The sequence below is a fragment of the Yersinia sp. 1252 StPb PI genome, assembly GCF_048593885.1.
Classification (GTDB): Bacteria; Pseudomonadota; Gammaproteobacteria; order Enterobacterales; family Enterobacteriaceae; genus Yersinia; species Yersinia enterocolitica_E.
Genome location: NZ_JAZGQE010000340.1, coordinates 1 through 1884, shown reverse-complemented (window position 1 = coordinate 1884; position 1884 = coordinate 1). Strand labels below are relative to the sequence as shown.

Here is a 1884-nt window from a genome sequence, read left to right as displayed (position 1 = left end):
TCTTTTTTTTTCGCGAACAGGTATGTAAAAGACCAATATCAAATCGCATTTCTTATTTGCTCGGAAATGACTCACAAAATCCATGACTTCAAGTTATTGGTATACGTTTAGGTATACGAAATAAAGTTGAATTCGATTTTTATAAATAAAAACAATGCATTAATTAACACATTCAGCGTCCCCCAGCATTTTGATAGGACAGTGACCGGACAGTATCATATAAACCAGTGACTTATGATAAATGACCGGACCAAGCACTGACCTAGTTTGGACCAAAAAGGATACGTAAAAGATACGCGGCTCCTTTGAAGATTAAAAAGCCTCTGCTAACCCAGAGGTTTTTTTTCGCCTATAGATCGCCGTCATGGGGTGTCGGAGGTTCAAATCCTCTCATGCCGACCAAACATCCCAAAGAAAACCAATCCTTTAGGGTTGGTTTTTTTATGTCTTAAATTTGTGGCAGGGAAATTTAGGGGAAAGCCAAGGGAAAAACTCCGTCATTTATTTTGCATAATCGCCGATCCATTTAACGACTATAATTACCCCACATCCTACTTCTGAGGTTGTGCCATGTGTGGTCGTTTCACTCAAATTAAAACCCGTTATGATTACCTTGAATTTCTTGCATCTGAATTAGAATTCAACGGTGCTCTCGATCCCGTTCCTATTGGCAGATACAACGTTGCAGCAGGTACCCGCGTTCTGATTCTCAATCAGCGTGAGGATGAACTGCATCTCGATCCGCTAATGTGGGGCTATGGCCCTGAATGGTGGCGACAAATGGGTCGTGCGCCGGTCATCAATGCTCGAGTAGAAACAGCTGCGGAAAGTCGGATGTTTAAACCATTATGGCACCACGGTCGTAGCCTGGTGATGGCTGATGGCTGGTACGAATGGAAGAAATCGCCGGAAGATCCGAAAATAAAGCAGCCGTGGTTTATCTACCATGAGAACCAAACGCCTATCTTCTTTGCCGCGATAAGCCGGTTCCATCCTGATGAAACCGAATCGCCAGAGGATGATGGTTTTGTGATAGTAACTGCGGACAGTAATTCGGGATTGGTGGACATTCATGATCGGCGCCCTGTCGTCTTACCACCAGATGCCGCTCGTGAATGGATGAATCCGGATACTTCACCAGAAAGAGCAAAGGAGATTGCTTTGGAAGCGCTGACGTCAGCAGAAGAGTTCGACTGGCATCCAGTGATAAAGAAAGTAGGCAACATTCGTAATAATGGCCCTGAACTTATCGAGCCGTTGGACGCTCTCTTTCATCATTCACCTGACAATAGGTAGCTCAGACCAGCGAGTCGTGTAAACTGGCGATAGCATCTCACGTTTCATCTGCCATGCTTTCTGTATGCCTTGTCCGGCAAACCACACCTTTCCTTTGCCTTACCTATTAATATCGTCAGCGCTGCACTGTTAATTTTTGGCTGATTATCATCAAATAATCCTAATTGAGCGATGCCCTGGCTGTAGAAATCACCTAGCATTACCCCGCCATTTTGATAACGATAGCATTTCCTATATCGCTGATAATATGGAATCAGGCTGGTTCTGCTGTAAACCGATAACCGGTAGTATCACTGCTGAAAAAACTAAATTTTATGCCATTAAAAATGGTTGAGCTTGGTTCATTATCTTTTGTGCTGCTCTTATTCATTGCCATCAGTTTCATCATTATTATTCCTGGCTCACCCGTTTTCATCGTATTTTCTCCCAGCGTGGCGGAGAAAGCAGAAACAACCACAGCGCCAATATCTATACCAGATTTAGCAGTCCCATCGCCGCTTGTTATCAGGGTTATCTCTGATAATTTTTGACTGGGTTTGTCGATCGTTCCCACAATAACCAAATGATCATTAAAGGCATAATTGAACG

At 43.5% G+C, this 1884-nt stretch carries 2 protein-coding genes and 1 pseudogene; 1 reads left to right on the top strand and 2 read right to left on the bottom strand.

Annotated elements, in window-relative coordinates:
- The first annotated feature begins 570 nt into the window (after positions 1-570).
- Positions 571-1296, top strand: coding sequence for an SOS response-associated peptidase family protein (locus V2A85_RS23365; RefSeq protein ID WP_372559703.1), 726 nt, complete (start codon positions 571-573; stop codon positions 1294-1296).
- Here the strand turns inward: V2A85_RS23365 and V2A85_RS23360 are convergent.
- Together V2A85_RS23360 and V2A85_RS23355 are read right to left on the bottom strand one after the other, a co-directional pair.
- Positions 1279-1520: pseudogene (locus V2A85_RS23360) on the bottom strand (DUF4113 domain-containing protein); the annotation flags it as partial. The gene V2A85_RS23365 and the pseudogene V2A85_RS23360 sit on opposite strands and share 18 nt — an antisense overlap.
- A 29-nt stretch (positions 1521-1549) precedes the next feature.
- A partial coding sequence (locus tag V2A85_RS23355; protein ID WP_420072519.1) for a hypothetical protein occupies positions 1550-1884 on the bottom strand: 335 nt, incomplete at its 5' end.